At 41.1% G+C, this 14,414-nt stretch carries 14 protein-coding genes; 11 read left to right on the forward strand and 3 right to left on the reverse strand.

The window, feature by feature from the left end; genetic code table 11:
* The first annotated feature begins 234 nt into the window (after window positions 1–234).
* The 5 genes from lpdA (at window position 235) to M2448_RS11935 (ending at window position 6,473) form a co-directional block, all read left to right on the forward strand.
* Complete coding sequence (gene lpdA, locus M2448_RS11915) at window positions 235–1,584, forward strand: dihydrolipoyl dehydrogenase (RefSeq protein ID WP_280646271.1); 1,350 nt, start codon at window positions 235–237, stop codon at window positions 1,582–1,584.
* Window positions 1,585–1,600: 16 nt separating this feature from the next.
* A complete protein-coding gene (locus tag M2448_RS11920; protein ID WP_280646270.1) occupies window positions 1,601–2,431 on the forward strand; it encodes a biotin/lipoate A/B protein ligase family protein in 831 nt (276 codons plus the stop codon).
* A 14-nt stretch (window positions 2,432–2,445) separates the two neighbouring features.
* On the forward strand, window positions 2,446–3,750 hold the full coding sequence (locus tag M2448_RS11925) for a dihydrolipoamide acetyltransferase family protein (protein WP_280646269.1): 1,305 nt from the start codon (window positions 2,446–2,448) through the stop codon (window positions 3,748–3,750).
* A gap of 83 nt (window positions 3,751–3,833) precedes the next feature.
* Window positions 3,834–5,864, forward strand: coding sequence for an alpha-ketoacid dehydrogenase subunit alpha/beta (locus M2448_RS11930; RefSeq protein WP_280646268.1), 2,031 nt, complete (start codon window positions 3,834–3,836; stop codon window positions 5,862–5,864).
* A gap of 102 nt (window positions 5,865–5,966) precedes the next feature.
* Window positions 5,967–6,473, forward strand: coding sequence for a flavodoxin (locus M2448_RS11935; protein WP_280646267.1), 507 nt, complete (start codon window positions 5,967–5,969; stop codon window positions 6,471–6,473).
* Window positions 6,474–6,869: 396 nt separating this feature from the next.
* Here M2448_RS11935 and M2448_RS11940 read toward each other — a convergent pair whose 3' ends face one another.
* The gene (locus M2448_RS11940; protein WP_280646266.1) at window positions 6,870–7,070 is read right to left on the reverse strand and encodes a helix-turn-helix transcriptional regulator; all 201 of its coding nucleotides are present in this window, start codon (window positions 7,068–7,070) and stop codon (window positions 6,870–6,872) included.
* Complete coding sequence (locus M2448_RS11945; RefSeq protein WP_280646265.1) at window positions 7,060–7,521, reverse strand: hypothetical protein; 462 nt, start codon at window positions 7,519–7,521, stop codon at window positions 7,060–7,062. The genes M2448_RS11940 and M2448_RS11945 overlap by 11 nt, the downstream gene beginning before the upstream one ends.
* A 186-nt stretch (window positions 7,522–7,707) precedes the next feature.
* On the opposite strand from M2448_RS11945, the gene M2448_RS11950 reads away from it, so the two are divergent.
* The gene (locus M2448_RS11950) at window positions 7,708–8,469 is read left to right on the forward strand and encodes an META domain-containing protein (protein WP_280646264.1); all 762 of its coding nucleotides are present in this window, start codon (window positions 7,708–7,710) and stop codon (window positions 8,467–8,469) included.
* Window positions 8,470–8,540: 71 nt separating this feature from the next.
* Here M2448_RS11950 and M2448_RS11955 read toward each other — a convergent pair whose 3' ends face one another.
* Window positions 8,541–9,215, reverse strand: a complete 675-nt coding sequence (locus M2448_RS11955) for a helix-turn-helix transcriptional regulator (protein ID WP_280646263.1) — start codon at window positions 9,213–9,215, stop codon at window positions 8,541–8,543.
* A gap of 185 nt (window positions 9,216–9,400) precedes the next feature.
* Here M2448_RS11955 and M2448_RS11960 point away from each other — a divergent pair, with 185 nt between their 5' ends.
* The 5 genes from M2448_RS11960 (at window position 9,401) to M2448_RS11980 (ending at window position 14,412) form a co-directional block, all read left to right on the forward strand.
* Window positions 9,401–9,790 (forward strand): YbjN domain-containing protein, encoded by a 390-nt coding sequence (locus M2448_RS11960; RefSeq protein WP_280646262.1) that lies wholly within the window; start codon window positions 9,401–9,403, stop codon window positions 9,788–9,790.
* A gap of 4 nt (window positions 9,791–9,794) precedes the next feature.
* The gene (locus M2448_RS11965; RefSeq protein WP_280646261.1) at window positions 9,795–10,496 is read left to right on the forward strand and encodes a PspA/IM30 family protein; all 702 of its coding nucleotides are present in this window, start codon (window positions 9,795–9,797) and stop codon (window positions 10,494–10,496) included.
* 146 nt (window positions 10,497–10,642) lie between these two features.
* Window positions 10,643–11,383, forward strand: a complete 741-nt coding sequence (locus tag M2448_RS11970; RefSeq protein WP_280646260.1) for an OB-fold-containig protein — start codon at window positions 10,643–10,645, stop codon at window positions 11,381–11,383.
* Between the two features lie 171 nt (window positions 11,384–11,554).
* On the forward strand, window positions 11,555–13,744 hold the full coding sequence (locus M2448_RS11975) for a hypothetical protein (RefSeq protein ID WP_280646259.1): 2,190 nt from the start codon (window positions 11,555–11,557) through the stop codon (window positions 13,742–13,744).
* A gap of 53 nt (window positions 13,745–13,797) precedes the next feature.
* Complete coding sequence (locus M2448_RS11980) at window positions 13,798–14,412, forward strand: hypothetical protein (RefSeq protein ID WP_280646258.1); 615 nt, start codon at window positions 13,798–13,800, stop codon at window positions 14,410–14,412.
* Window positions 14,413–14,414: the final 2 nt, after the last annotated feature.

Here is a 14,414-nt window from a genome sequence, read left to right on the forward strand (position 1 = left end):
TAATATATTACCATTTTTCTATCTGTAACAAACAAAAACAATACATTTTCTATTTTACGATCTATTATACAGATTTTATCTTTCGGAACGAAGCCCACACAAAACACATAAAAATAATCTACAAGCAATAATTAAAATCTATGAAACTAAACACCTCATATATTTGTTTTATTTACAAAAGCAATTTGTATTTCACACAATTAAATTGTGCGATTTTAATTTTAAAAGATGACCATGGAATTTGACTTAGCGATTATCGGTGGTGGACCGGCCGGTTACAATGCAGCAGAAAAAGCTGCCTCAAACGGACTAAAGACAGTACTTTTTGAAAAAAAATACATTGGAGGTGTATGTCTCAATGAGGGATGTATTCCTACAAAAACACTTTTGTATTCAGCTAAAACACTTGACAATATTAAGGCTGCCGGCAAATACGGCATCACTGTAGAAGGTGATCCGGCATTCGATATGGATAAGATTATCAGTCGCAAAAACAAGGTTGTAAAAAAACTAACGGCAGGCGTAAGCTATAAACTATCAGCTAATGGCGTAATGGTAGTTAGCGACACAGCCCTTATAGAAGGCGAAAAAGACGGGCTGATCAATATATCGAGTGGAAAAGAAAGCTATCAGGTAAAATATCTATTGCTTTGTACTGGATCGGAAACAGTTATTCCTCCTATCAAAGGATTATCAGATATAGAATACTGGACTTCAAAAGAGGCTCTGGAGTCGAAAGAATTGCCGAAATCTCTTGCCATCATAGGTGGAGGGGTTATCGGTATCGAGTTCGCTTCTTTCTTCAACAGTATGGGTGTAGATGTGAACGTGATAGAAATGATGCCGGAAATACTCGGGGCTATGGACAAAGAAACATCGGCCATGCTTCGCAAAGAGTATGAGAAGAAAGGTGTAAAGTTCCACCTGAACACCAAAGTGACCGAAGTGACCAAAGACGGCGTAGTGGTAGAAAAGAAAGGTAAAACCGAAACCATTGCTGCCGACAAAATACTGGTCAGTGTTGGGCGTAGAGCTATCACTAAAGACTTCGGACTGGAAAAACTGAATATTGAACTCGACAGGGGCGGTGTTAAAGTAGATGAATACATGCGTACAAATCACCCGAAAGTATATGCTGCCGGAGACGTAACCGGATTTTCGCTGCTGGCACATACTGCTATTCGCGAAGGGGAAGTAGCTATCAGCCACATTGTGGGTGAAGACGATAAAATGAGCTACAAAGCCATTCCGGGTGTAGTGTACACCAATCCTGAGATAGCAGGCGTGGGTAAAACAGAAGAAGAACTAGCTGCAAACGGCGAATCGTTCCGTGTGCTGAAACTGCCAATGGCTTATGCCGGACGCTTTGTTGCAGAGAACGAAACAGGAAACGGCCTCTGCAAAGTTATAGTAGACGACGGCGACCGCATCATCGGATGCCACATGCTGGGTAATCCAGTATCGGAACTAATAGTAATAGCAGGCATCGCCATCGAGAACGGCGACACCATAGAAGAATTCCGCAAGCATGTATATCCTCACCCTACCGTAAGCGAGATCATACATGAGGTACTATTCTCTTAAATAATATTTCAAGATTATGCTTTGTATCGACAACACATATACCGACGCCTATTTCAATCTGGCCTCAGAAGAATACCTGCTAAAGAATTTCTCTGAGGACATATTCATGCTATGGCAGAATGAGCCGTCAGTAATAGTGGGTAAATACCAGAATGTGTTGGCAGAGATCAATCTCGATTTTGTAGAAAAAAACAATATAAAGGTAGTCAGACGATTTTCGGGCGGAGGAACCGTATTTCATGATCCGGGCAATCTTAATCTCACTTTTATAGAGAATAACAGGAATGTGAATTTTGATCGCTTTACCGAGAGGATCATAGATATTTTGTCCAAACTGGGCATACACGCCGAATCGGACGCACGAAGAGCAATAAATATCAACGGACTTAAGATATCGGGAAGCGCGCAATGCGTACACAAAGACAGAGTCATGTTTCATGCTACTCTACTTTTCTCATCCGACCTCAGTAGCCTGATTACCACATTGAAAAGTGATCCTAAGCAACTAGAAAACAAGCAGGATAACAGAGTGTACGTAAAATCGGTGAAAAGCCCTGTTACCAATATCCTCGAACATCTTGACAAACCGCTGGATATTACTTTTTTCAAGAAGTATATAATGAACTACTTCCTCAACGAGAACCCTGACAATAAAGGCTATAAGCTCAATGAGAATGATATATCAGCAATCCGTACCCTTGAAAAGAATAAATATGCAAATCCTGAATGGAACTTTCATGGAAACTATAGCCCCCTAAATCCCCCGAGGGGGACTTCGGTTGAACAAAGAATTATTAACAAAAGCGTCTCTACTCCTCCCTTAGGAGAGGTCGGGAGGGGCCAATAACTAAAATATAAACCATGTCAAAATTTGAAATTAAAATGCCCAAACTGGGCGAAAGTATTACAGAAGGAACCATCATATCGTGGTCGGTAAAAGTAGGCGATACGATAGAAGAAGATGATGTGTTGTTCGAAGTGAATACGGCTAAGGTAAGTGCGGAGATACCGTCGCCTGTTGCCGGAAAAATACTCGATATTTTATTCAAAGAAGGCGACACTGTTGCCGTAGGCGTAGTAGTAGCCATTGTACAACTCGAAGGTGAAGACGGTGACACTGCCGAAGAACCGGCTGCACCTGCCAAACAGGAAGAAGCTCCGGCTGCTGCTCCTGCATCCGTATCGGATGAAAAAGTTACCAAAAAGTCGGAAGACAGATGGTACTCTCCTGTCGTACTGCAAAAAGCAAAAGAAGCAGGAATCGGCCAGGACGAACTCGACTCCGTAGCAGGAACAGGATTTGAAGGCCGCCTGAGCAAACGCGATATCGAACGCTACATAGACAATAAGAAGAAAGGCATTTCTACCCCTGCTCCTGCTGCTAAACCGGCAAAAGCGGAGAAACCTGTCACTGCACCTGCACCTCAACAGGAGAGTGCACCGAAAGCTGTACCTGTAGCAGTATCGGATGGTGATGAAGTAATCGCAATGGATCCTATACGCCGCATCATTGCAGACCGCATGGTGGCATCCAAGAAAATATCTCCGCACGTAACCAATGTTATCGAAGTGGACGTAACCAAACTGGTACGCTGGCGCGAAGCGAACAAAGACGCATTCAAGAAACGCGAAGGTATCAGCCTTACTTACATGCCTGCCATAGTGGAAGCTACAGCCAAAGCGCTGAAAGATTTCCCGCGTGTAAACTCATCAGTAGACGGCTACAACATTGTAGAGAAGAAACATATCAATGTCGGTTTTGCCGTATCGCTTAACGATGGTAACCTGATAGTACCTGTAATAAAAGATTCAGACAAACTCAGTCTGAGCGGACTGGCATCTTCGATAGATGCTCTGGCTAAAAAAGCCCGTGCCAACAAGCTAATGCCGGACGAAATACAGGGCGGTACATTCACTATTACCAACTTCGGTTCGTTCAAAAGTATTTTCGGCACGCCGATTATCAATCAACCCGAAGTAGCCATATTGGGTGTAGGTATCATCGAAAAGAAACCATCTGTAGTGGAAACTCCCGAAGGCGATGTAATAGCCATACGCCATAAGATGTATTTGTCACTGTCTTACGACCACCGTGTGATAGACGGTATGCTTGGAGGTAACTTCCTGTATAGCATCGCCCAATATCTGGAAAATTGGAATAAATAATAATACCGGCCCCTCCTTACCTCCCCAAGGGGGAGGAATAAGCCCCTCCTTGGAGGGGTTGGGGAGGCCTAACTTAAAGAAATATGAAAAAATACAATATAAAGACAACAGATAAAGAAACGCTGAAAAAGTGGTATCACCTGATGACGCTCGGGCGGGCTATCGACGAAAAAGCCCCTGCTTACCTCCTGCAATCGCTGGGATGGTCATACCATGCACCTTATGCCGGACACGATGGCATACAGCTCGCTATGGGACAGGCATTCACCAAAGGTGAGGACTTTATGTTCCCTTATTACAGGGATATGCTCACAGCCCTTTCGGCAGGAATTACTGCAGAAGAACTGATACTGAACGGCATATCGAAAGCTACCGATCCGGCAAGTGGAGGACGACACATGTCTAACCACTTTGCCAAGCCCGAATGGCATATAGAGAATGTATCTTCTGCCACAGGTAACCACGACCTGCACGCAGTAGGTGTTGCCCGTGCAATCAAATATTACAAGCATACAGGTGTAGCCATTACTTCACATGGCGAATCGGCCATGTCCGAAGGTTATGTGTATGAGGCTATCAACGGCGCATCACGCGAACAGTTGCCTGTAATATTCGTCATTCAGGATAACGGATACGGAATATCCGTTCCGAAAAAAGACCAGACAGCCAACCGTAAAGCCGTAGATAACTACTCAGGGTTGAAGAATCTAAAGATTGTACACTGTAACGGTAAAGACGTATTCGACTCGATGAATACAATGGCCGAAGCCCGCGAATATGCAATAAAGAATCAGGCTCCTGTACTTGTACACGCTAACTGTGTGCGTATCGGCTCACACTCCAACTCGGACAAGCATACGCTCTATCGTGACGAAAACGAATTGAAGTATGTAAAAGATGCTGACCCGTTGATGAAGTTCCGCCGTATGCTACTGCGTTACAATCGCTTTACAGAAGAGGAGCTGAAAGAGATAGAAGCCGCAGCCAAGAAAGACCTCAGTGCAGCAAACAAAAAAGCGCTGGCCGCACCCGATCCCGATCCGGCATCTATCTTCAAATTTGTTACTCCCGAACCATATCAGCCTAAAAAATATGTAGACGGCACACACAACGAAGACGGAGAGAAGAAAAATCTGGTAACAGCTATAAACGAAACACTGAAAGCCGAATTCCGTCACAATCCCGATACTTTCCTTTGGGGACAGGACGTTGCCAATAAAGATAAAGGAGGTGTATTCAACGTATCGAAAGGCATGCAGCAGGAATTTGGGGAGGGACGTGTATTCAATGCACCTATTGCCGAAGACTTCATTGTAGGTACAGCCAATGGTATGAGCCGCTTCGATCCTAAAATACGTATTGTGATCGAAGGAGCCGAGTTTGCCGACTATTTCTGGCCTGCGATGGAACAATATATAGAATGTACACACGACTACTGGCGCAGCAATGGTAAATTTGCCCCTAACATTACGCTCCGTCTGGCTTCGGGCGGATATATAGGCGGAGGTATGTACCACTCGCAAAACCTCGAAGGTGTATTAGCCGGACTGCCGGGTGCGCGTATCGTCTATCCATCGTTTGCCGATGATGCAGCAGGACTGCTTCGTACGAGTATGCGTTCCGAAGGTTTCACCGTATTTATGGAACCTAAAGCTCTTTACAACTCTGTAGATGCTGCAACGGCTATACCCGACGATTTCGAAGTTCCGTTCGGAAAAGCGCGTATCCGTCGTGCAGGAAAAGACCTGAGCATTATAACATACGGGAATACAGTGCTTTTTAGTCTGGGCGTAGCCGAAAAACTGGCCAAAGATGGATGGGATGTAGAGGTTATAGACCTTCGCTCTCTCGTTCCGCTTGACAAAGAAACGATTGCCGAATCGGTAAAGAAAACCAGCAAGGCACTGATAGTGCACGAAGACAAGGTATTCTCAGGTTTCGGAGCCGAGATAGCAGCAATGATAGGAACCGAGTTGTTCCAGCATCTCGATGCACCGGTTCAGCGTGTAGGTTCTACTTTTACTCCGGTAGGTTTCAACCCAATATTGGAAAAAGCCGTTTTGCCGGGTGAAGACCGCATCTATGAGGCAGCTAAGAAGTTATTGGAATTCTAAATAGTGTACTAGTTTGCAGTTTACTAGTATACAAGCCTTATATTTTTGATAATATAAATTGTATAAACTAGTACACTTTAATACTTACTAAACTTATATACAATGAAAAAAATCGGATTATTTTACGGAACAAGTACAACTAAAACAGCAACCATAGCAAAAAAAGTGAAGGCGGCGTTCGGAGATATCCAAATAGATATTATCCCTGTAGAAGATGCTTGGAACAAAGACTTCGAGGGCTATGACAATATCATCGTAGGCGTTTCCACATGGTTCGACGGCGAACTGCCAACCTACTGGGACGAAATAAGCCCCGAACTGGAATCACTAAAAATGAAGGGAAAGAAGATTGCCATCTTCGGACTGGGCGATCAGGTGAAATATCCCGAAAACTTTGTAGACGGAATAGGTTTGCTTGCTCAGACTTTCGAGTCGGCAGGAGCAAAAATAGTTGGTCTCACTTCAACAGAGGGATACCAGTTTGAAGGCTCTCTGGCACTAAGAGACAACAAATTCTTAGGGCTGGCCATAGACTTTGAGAATCAGCATGACCAAACAGACAAGCGCGTCCAAAACTGGGTGAAACAGTTGGAGAAAGAGTTTAATTAAAATCCTTCCTCAATTCTTCTATACGGGCAATCTTTGAGGTTGTCCGTTTTTTTTATCGCCTTTGAGTGAATACAAAAGGGTTACTTTTTTAACTAAAACCTGACAATGCTTACAAGTTTGACTCGCCTTCGCTTCGGCAATTCTTAATTGGCTAACGCCGAACGTTGTTTCTTCGCCCTACGGGTAGTTACGAGTATTTTTCTTTGCGCCTTCGCGTCTTTGCGTGAGACAATTTTAACTAAAACCTGACAAAGCTTGCATATTTTTCTTTATTTCTTACTTATATCAAAGATCGCTATCATTCGTACACTGGTACATTGATACTCTATAGATAAACTTTTTCGGTTCTCTTCATCTTCCCTATTTATCTCATATTATTTTGATATTCAAAAGAATCTAATCCGTTTCTTCCAAAAAGAATATATCTTCCAAAGGCTTACCAAAAACGCGTGCAATTTTCAGTGCCAATACAGTAGAAGGCACATATTTATTTGATTCCATTGCATTGATTGTCTGCCTGCTTACCGAGACTTTTTTTGCTAACTCTTCCTGCGTAAGATTATTTATAGCCCTTTCTACTTTTATATTATTTTTCATCCGGAAGTGTTCTTGAATACCTAAAAAATAAATAATTGAACCTTACAATAAATATCAGGAGAATAGTAACCGTATTAAACATCAGAACATTTATAAAATTAAGACCGTATATGAATAAAACAGCAAGCAACAAGATGACATAATTTATAAAGACAGCCCACATCAAAGAGGATAACCGTAGGCTCGATACAAATTCATCCTCTATCTTTTCTTTAGAGAAAGCCGCTAATAAACCGCCAACAATCAATAAAAACAGAGTAATTGTCAAAGTCATATCTACACTGCTAAAAGAAGCCGGATTCCCAGACTTCATCCATGTAAGGAACTTTACATCTACAATCCAGAAACCATCAAAATAATTATTGAATATTATTCCAAACAGGAATGCAGCCAGCAGAATGATAAATCCTATCATTTTGCATCTGTGGGGAAATAAAAATTTTGTAGCCATACTCATGCATATTTAAAAGTTAACACCACAAATGTAAAGTAAATTTTACATAAAGACAAATATTTTTTACATATTTTGCAATAATATTTTTTAGTGGCCCATGCAACTAAACTGCCCGAAATTGCATCTATCTTCACAACAGAACATTTACAAGCACAATAACGTTATATAAATAAAAAAGAACTTATGAAATTTCTAAAATTACTTACACTGGCAGTTATTGCCACATTCGCACTACAAAGCTGCAACTCGGTTAAAACCTTAACTAAAGAACAATTAGCCGATAAATGGATATTGAAATCGATAAACGGACAAGATGCAAAAGAAGCATTCCCGAATAAAACGCCTCATGTCACTTTCGACTTTGCCGAAGGAAGAATGTCGGGTAATGGAGGTTGCAACGGATTTGGTGGAACTTTCTCTCTTGATAAAGATGAATTTACCGGATCGAAAATGATTTCGACCATGATGTTCTGCGGAAACGAAGAATCTACTTTATTCAAATTGCTAGACGGGAAATCCAAGCTGGCAATAAAAGGCGATGAACTTACATTCTCACAAGATGGTAAAACAACATTGGTATTCTCGCGCGCTCAACCGTTAGGCGTAGCCGATCTGGCCGGAGTATGGAAACTGCAATCGTTGAACGGAAAAAGCGAGGCCGAAACAGATACGAAGAAAATGCCAACGATGGAATTAAACTTTGCTGAGAAAAGAGTTTCGGGAACTACCGGTTGCAACAGGTATAACGGCACATTTACATTAGAAAACGATGTACTGACTGTAAACCCTCTTGCAACTACACGTATGGCCTGTATTAACAACATGGAAATGGAAGCCGAGTTTGTAAAAACATTTACAGGCAAAATAAACTTAGTAAAAGAAAGTGACAACCAACTTATAATGAAGAAAGATGGTAAAACCATCATTATATTCGGAAGAGAATAAAATATATCTATAATAAAGCAACAGCCCGCATATTCTGTAATATCCGGGCTGTTTGCATTTTGTTATCCCCTTTATACCATCTGGCAATACGATGCCCTTACTACCCAATACTGAGCCTTAGAATCCATATCGAACGGATATTCGACCCACTCGTTAAGCGATAAGGTTACCTTTCCCTCCTTCTCTATATATACGCCTAGCTTCATGCCTTCGGGGTCTACCATCACTCCCAGTTTATCTATAATCCTGTGTACATTCTCCTTCACTACATTTTCCAGTACAAGGATATCCCCGTTGTGATAATTAAATCCGGACGGAAGTATATCCTGATTATCGATCTCAAATGCCAGCAATCTGAATTTTGAACTATTGGGTACTATGATATACGGCAAATGATAGAAGAATTCTTCATCCGTATATTGATTTATATAATCGTTAATATATAACGCAGGAATATAAGAAACTTTTTGCAACTGCTGGGCTATTTTAAGCTTCTCTGTTTCCAGTACCAATTCTGCATTATAGTGCAAAAGTTCATTCACCGACAGGTCTTTTTCAATGATATCAGCCAATGGAATGCCAAAATATTTAGCAATCCGTATTATTACTTCTATCTTAGGCTCAGCACGAAACTCTTCGTATGAGGATATATTACCTCTGGTAAGCTGGAACAGATCAGCAAAAGCCTGCTGACTAAGTCCCCTTACATTTCGTATCTTTTTAATATTTTTTCCTATTTGCGACATTTTTTGCTAAAAATATTTGCACATTAAAAATTTATTAGTAATTTAGCTAAAAATATTTGCAAACATAAGAAAATAAATGAAGAATAGAAAATGAAAAGCGAAAAATTAATTTTTCAATAAAATTATTCTCAAATTTGAAAACACCAATTTATAACTCATAATTCATAACTTATAACTTTATAAATATGTATTTCAAGAAAATAGAATCGTACATTTCCAAGCTCGGCTATTCTGTATCTTACCAGAATGAGAAGGAAGGCATATTTCTCATCGAGAGTGAAGCTGACGGAATCAAAAACCTGATTATCGGGGTTGCGCCTCCCATCCTGATAGTGGAACAATTTATCTTCAAACTGAAAAGCGATGATAAAGATATCTATAAAGCCTTACTCAAGAAGAACAGGGACATTATACACGGGGCATTCGTTCTCGATGAAGAAGGCAAAAAAGTCATATTCAGATACACATTGCAGATAGAGAATCTGGACATGAACGAATTTGAAGGGGCACTAAACTCACTGGGATTATTACTAAGCGAATACTACGAACAGATTATTGAATTTTCTAAAAGATAAAATTATGAATATTTTTAAAAGACTTTTGAGAATCGGACAGGCAGAAATACATTCTGCAGTCGACAAAATGGAAGATCCGATCCGCATGACGGAACAAGGGATAAGAGAAATGCGTGAAGACCTCGATAAGGCACTGGAAGCACTGGCACAAATAAGAGCTATGGCTATCCGTACCAAAAACGATAAAGCCAAAAAGCAAACAGGCGCTCAGGACTACGAAAACAAAGCCGTATTGCTGCTCACCAAAGCCCAAAAAGGCGAACTGGAACTCGAAACAGCAGAGAAACTTGCCAAAGAAGCACTGGCACTGAAAGAAAGCCTTCTGGCAGAAGCTGCTACACTGGCCGAACAACAGGTGGTACACGAAAATTCGGCTGATGAGATTCAGAAGAATGTGGAAATTCTCAAATTCAATATCACCAAATGGGAGAATGAACTGAAAACGTTGAAGTCGAGAATAAAAGTGAGCCGCGCCACGAAGGAAGTGAACAAACAGATGGCACAGATAGACAGCAACAGCACTATAAGCATGCTCGAGCGCATGAAAGAGAAAGTGGAAGAAGAAGAAGCGCTGGCTCAGGCTTACGGTGATATAGCCAAGAAAAGAACGTCTGTAGATGAAGAAATAGACAAGGCTATAGGCGAAGACGCCGGAAAAGTGAACGAAGAACTCGACGAAATAAAACGTAAACTGGGGATGCTGTAAACCAATGGCATAATGAGCTAATGTGCCGATATGCCAATAAAAATAATGTATCAATTTTAAAATTATTTGAATGTTAGATTTTTCAATTAATTTATTGGCATATTGGCATATTTAATAAAAACATTTACTTTTGACCTTTATATACTATGACCGAATTTTTACATAACTTGATGCACCCTCTACCCAACGCTGTAATGACAGTCATAATGGGTATTATAGTCGTCTTCTGGCTGTTCACATTTCTCAGCGGAGCCGGATTCGATGCTCTCGATGTTGATTTTGATCTGGACGTAGACGCCGATGTTGATGTAGACGTGCCCGAAGTCAATATATATCCCGGCACCGAGATCGATACCGACGTAGATGTAGACGCCGATGCTGACACAGATGCAGATGTTGCAACAGATAAAGAACCCGGATTCTTTATGAAGTTCCTCAACTTCATGAATGTAGGAAAAGTTCCGTTCATGCTCATCATATCCACGCTGAAGCTGTTCATGTGGATCGGTTCACTCATAACAACATCATTCATTAATGTAACAGGTTGGGGACTATGGTCATTGCTTATATTATTGCCGATAGGATTTATCGGGCTGTTTTGCACAAAACTGGCAACAAACCCTATGGTAAAGATGTTTAAAGCAATCGGGTATAAAGGCGAAGAAGCAATTGATTTTCTAGGGCGTTCGGGCAAAATGCTATCCAACATAAAAGATCAGAAAATAGGCACTGCCGAGTTTATCGTAGACCAGAACCCGATAAAACTGAATGTGATAAGTATCGACGGCGAAGAGCTCAGATATGGCGACTATGTACTGATAGCTGACGAATCGAACGATAAGAAGATATACTATGTAAGTAAAGAAATAAGCCTAAGAAACTTATAGGAACTACATACATATTTGTGAGAGACACAATATTAAACTTTTAGTAATGTTATTCTTATTGATTACAGCCATTATCGGCTTGTTAATGTACCTTTTTGGGCTAAAATTATCAATTTAAACAAATAAAAAATAATTAACTCATAAACAAAACTATAAAACTAAAAAAACACTATGGAACAAATCATTATTATTGTTGTTGCTGCTGTAGTCTGTATTCTACTGATTATTTTCGGACTTCTGGCATCCTTTTACAAAAAAATTCCACAAGGGAAAGCCATTGTCCGCACCGGAGTAGGCGGCTCGCATGTTGCTTTCAACAAGGGAATGTATGTAATTCCTGTATTCCACAAAATGGAGATTATGGATATCTCCCTCAAAAAAGTACAGATAGAAAGAATGCAGCACGACGGACTGATCTGTAAGGACAACATCCGCGCCGACATCAAAGTAGCATTCTTCGTGCGGGTAAACAAGTCGGTAAACGATGTTATCAACGTAGCACAATCTATCGGTTGCGAAAGAGCCAGCGATATATCTACGCTGAAAGACATTTTCGAAGCTAAATTCTCGGAAGCGCTGAAAACCGTAGGTAAGAAATTCGACTTCATAGAACTGTACGAAGCACGCCGCGAATTTCGTGACGAAATCATCAACATCATCGGAACTGACCTTAATGGCTATGTACTCGACGACTGTGCAATCGACTATCTGGAACAGACAGAGTTACAATTTCTGAGCCCTGAAAACATCCTCGACTCGGAAGGTATCAAGAAAATCACCGACCTGACAGCTGCTCAGAACATCAAAGCCAATCTGATACGCAGAGAAGAAGAAAAGGTAATCAAAAAACAAAACGTAGAAGCACGCGAAGCCATTCTCGAACTGGAAAGACAACTTGCCGAGAAAGAAGAAAAGCAAAAACGTGAAATAGATAACGTAAAAGCACGCGAAGGCGCCGAAATACAGAAAGTACGTGAAGAAGAGCGTCTGAAATCGGAAACTGTACGCATCAGTACCGAAGAGAGCCTTGCCGTACAGGAAGAAAATAAACTTCGCCAGATCATCATCGCTGAGAAGAACAAGCAACGTACCGAAGCAGTTGAATTTGAGCGCGTAGAAAAAGATCGTGCACTGGAACAAACAGAACGCGAGCGCATCGTTACCCTTGCTCAGATAGACAAAGAACGCGTGATAGAGGTGGAAAGAAAGAACATTCAGGACGTGATCAAAGAACGCGTACAACTCGAAAAAGGCGTTGTAGAAGAACAACAGAACATGAAGGACATCGAAGCCTTCCGTACTGTAGACCGCCAGAAACAAGTAGGTATCACTACCGCAGCACAGGAAGCCGAACAAAGATTGATAGAAACAGTAAAAGCTGCCGAAGCAAAAAAACTGGCCGCCGAACAAAAAGCAAAAGAATTGCTTATCGATGCAGAAGCACAGAAAGAAGCATCTAATAAACAAGCCGAAGCGCGTAAAACGCTTGCCGATGCTAAAGCTCGCGAAGATGCTACTTACGGACTTGCTGAAGCTGAAGTGATCAAAGCAAAAGCTGAAGCCCTTGAACAACAAGGTACTGTAGAAGCTACTATCATCGAGAAAAAAGCGAAAGCCGAAGCTGTTGGCATCGAAGCAAAAGCCGAAGCCAAGAAGAAAGAAGGACTGGTAGAAGCCGAAGTAACTAAAGAAAAAGCCCTTGCATCTGCAACCGGAGAAGCGAGCATCATAGAGAAAACTTCACTGGCAGAAGCTACCGGTATAGAAGCTAAGGCTGAAGCTAAACGCAAAGAGGGATTGATGGAAGCCGAAGTGATTAAAGAAAAAGCACTGGCGGAAGCAGCCGGAATCGACGAAAAAGCAGCAGCCATGAAAAAACTGGATGGCGCAGGAAAAGAACACGAAGAGTTCAAACTTGCCCTACAGAAAGAAAAAGACGTGGAACTGGCTCAGATCAGAATACAAAAAGACATTGCAGACGCACAGGCACTTGTATTGTCAGAAGCGCTTAAAAACGCCGATATCGACATCGTGGGTGGTGAAACAATGTTCTTCGACAACATTGTTAAACAGATATCCAATGCCAAAGGCTTTGACCGCTTAGTGAACGAAAGCGAAAACGCTACGCAGATCAAGAGAGCCCTTATCGGCAACGGAACATCGGAAGGCGACCTCATCGAACGCATCAGATACTTTGCCAAACAAATGGGTATATCTACCGAAGATGTGAAGAACCTGAGCATTGCCGGACTTATCCTGAAAATGCAGGCACAGGCTACAACTGAGGATGACAAAGGATTCCTTAGCAACCTGATGAGCATGGCCAAATCGATGGGTATTTCCAACAAGAAATTAAGCTGATAAATTATATTTAGTCCTGCATCGTGCAGATGTATGATGCAGGGCTTATAAATATGGAAAATTTAATATTGCTTTTCTTTTGGATATTGTTTCCGATAGTAGCTATAGCTGTTTTTTCAAGTGGTACGCAAAAGGCAAAAAGAGTTTTGTTGTACATAACCGTAATTGGCTGTGTCACGTATATTCTATGCAATGTTTTCGATATTAAATCGAAATACGAGATGATCAATATCGGCTTCGGGATGTTTTTCTATCTGCTTATACTTATCCTGATAGCCTATATACTTGAATTAATAGAAAACAAAACGGCAAAAACAGTCTACACAGTATTGGTTATTGTTCCTGCCGCCATAATCATACTAATCGGTAGTTTCCTTATACTGCTATGGAGTACAGATTCTAGTGATATCGAACTAAAAAAATCGTTTATCACAGGTGATTATACAACATATAGAAAGGTAGAAGCATGGGAATACACGACGGAAGAAGTTTCTATTAATATCTACAAAGATATGCCTGTTCTCAGTTTTCTGCACCGTAAGGTATATGAAATGGATGATGTAAACATAGAACTCGACACAGTGATACTCACATCAGAAAAGAATATTTTATCATTAACGCTCTCAAGAGACAGTATAAAAACAATACGTCTCGTTGACTTAAAGTAAGT

The sequence above is a fragment of the Dysgonomonas sp. PF1-14 genome, assembly GCF_029892965.1.
In the GTDB taxonomy this organism is placed as follows: domain Bacteria; phylum Bacteroidota; class Bacteroidia; order Bacteroidales; family Dysgonomonadaceae; genus Dysgonomonas.

What these genes read in the sequence shown, in the direction of transcription:
- lpdA (WP_280646271.1), top strand. Translation starts at nt 235, where the DNA reads ATGGAATTTGACTTAGCGATTATCGGTGGTGGACCGGCCGGTTACAAT.
- M2448_RS11920 (WP_280646270.1), top strand. Translation starts at nt 1,601, where the DNA reads ATGCTTTGTATCGACAACACATATACCGACGCCTATTTCAATCTGGCC.
- M2448_RS11925 (WP_280646269.1), top strand. Translation starts at nt 2,446, where the DNA reads ATGTCAAAATTTGAAATTAAAATGCCCAAACTGGGCGAAAGTATTACA.
- M2448_RS11930 (WP_280646268.1), top strand. Translation starts at nt 3,834, where the DNA reads ATGAAAAAATACAATATAAAGACAACAGATAAAGAAACGCTGAAAAAG.
- M2448_RS11935 (WP_280646267.1), top strand. Translation starts at nt 5,967, where the DNA reads ATGAAAAAAATCGGATTATTTTACGGAACAAGTACAACTAAAACAGCA.
- M2448_RS11940 (WP_280646266.1), bottom strand. Translation starts at nt 7,070, where the DNA reads ATGAAAAATAATATAAAAGTAGAAAGGGCTATAAATAATCTTACGCAG.
- M2448_RS11945 (WP_280646265.1), bottom strand. Translation starts at nt 7,521, where the DNA reads ATGGCTACAAAATTTTTATTTCCCCACAGATGCAAAATGATAGGATTT.
- M2448_RS11950 (WP_280646264.1), top strand. Translation starts at nt 7,708, where the DNA reads ATGAAATTTCTAAAATTACTTACACTGGCAGTTATTGCCACATTCGCA.
- M2448_RS11955 (WP_280646263.1), bottom strand. Translation starts at nt 9,215, where the DNA reads ATGTCGCAAATAGGAAAAAATATTAAAAAGATACGAAATGTAAGGGGA.
- M2448_RS11960 (WP_280646262.1), top strand. Translation starts at nt 9,401, where the DNA reads ATGTATTTCAAGAAAATAGAATCGTACATTTCCAAGCTCGGCTATTCT.
- M2448_RS11965 (WP_280646261.1), top strand. Translation starts at nt 9,795, where the DNA reads ATGAATATTTTTAAAAGACTTTTGAGAATCGGACAGGCAGAAATACAT.
- M2448_RS11970 (WP_280646260.1), top strand. Translation starts at nt 10,643, where the DNA reads ATGACCGAATTTTTACATAACTTGATGCACCCTCTACCCAACGCTGTA.
- M2448_RS11975 (WP_280646259.1), top strand. Translation starts at nt 11,555, where the DNA reads ATGGAACAAATCATTATTATTGTTGTTGCTGCTGTAGTCTGTATTCTA.
- M2448_RS11980 (WP_280646258.1), top strand. Translation starts at nt 13,798, where the DNA reads ATGGAAAATTTAATATTGCTTTTCTTTTGGATATTGTTTCCGATAGTA.